We start from the raw sequence: 651 nt of genomic DNA on the forward strand, positions 1-651 counted from the left end.
AGCAGCCATATTATTCTGTTGGCGGAATAATATGGCTGCTTGTTGTAGATCAATTTTTGCTTTTTCGGTTTGTTTTAATATGGCATATAAATCACCACGACTACGGATTATAGTAATCATAGCAATTATCGTCGATTGGGTTGACCCAAGGAAACCCAAAAAAAAGAATTCAGACAGATTTAGGTTTTGGGTGTTGGGTTTCGCTTTACCTGAGAATTGAGAGGTTTTCCTTAACATATTTATTCGCTCAACCCAACCTACGAAACTACTGATTAACATAATTTTTTAGTTCAGGATGTGCTAATAATTTTTGAACATCAGCAAAAATTTTGTTTGTCCGTAAAATCTTTTTGAGGAAATCAATATTGGCAAGTTGAGAATTAATACTTAAAGCACTTTCAGCGAGTTTTAATGCTTTATCTTTTTCGCCTTGATGATAAAAAGCAACGGCTAAAGCTAATTGAATTTCGGCTGATTGATTGTTAATTATTAGTGCTTTTTCCCATTGTTTAATTGCTTCACTTATTGACCCTTGTTCATACTTAACTAAGCCGATGCCCATCATAGCAAACCAAGCATTTTTGTTAATTTTAATAGCTTTGTTGTAATCAGAGAGGGCTAATTCGTATTTTTGTTGGAGATAGTAAAGAT

General features: G+C 33.5%; 1 protein-coding gene. It reads right to left on the reverse strand.

What is annotated here, in order from left to right:
- Positions 1-265: 265 nt before the first annotated feature.
- Positions 266-651, reverse strand: a 386-nt coding sequence (locus MICAI_RS15820) for a tetratricopeptide repeat protein (protein WP_039900295.1), incomplete at its 5' end; no start/stop codon positions are given.

The sequence above is a fragment of the Microcystis sp. T1-4 genome, assembly GCF_000297435.1.
Lineage (GTDB): Bacteria > Cyanobacteriota > Cyanobacteriia > Cyanobacteriales > Microcystaceae > Microcystis.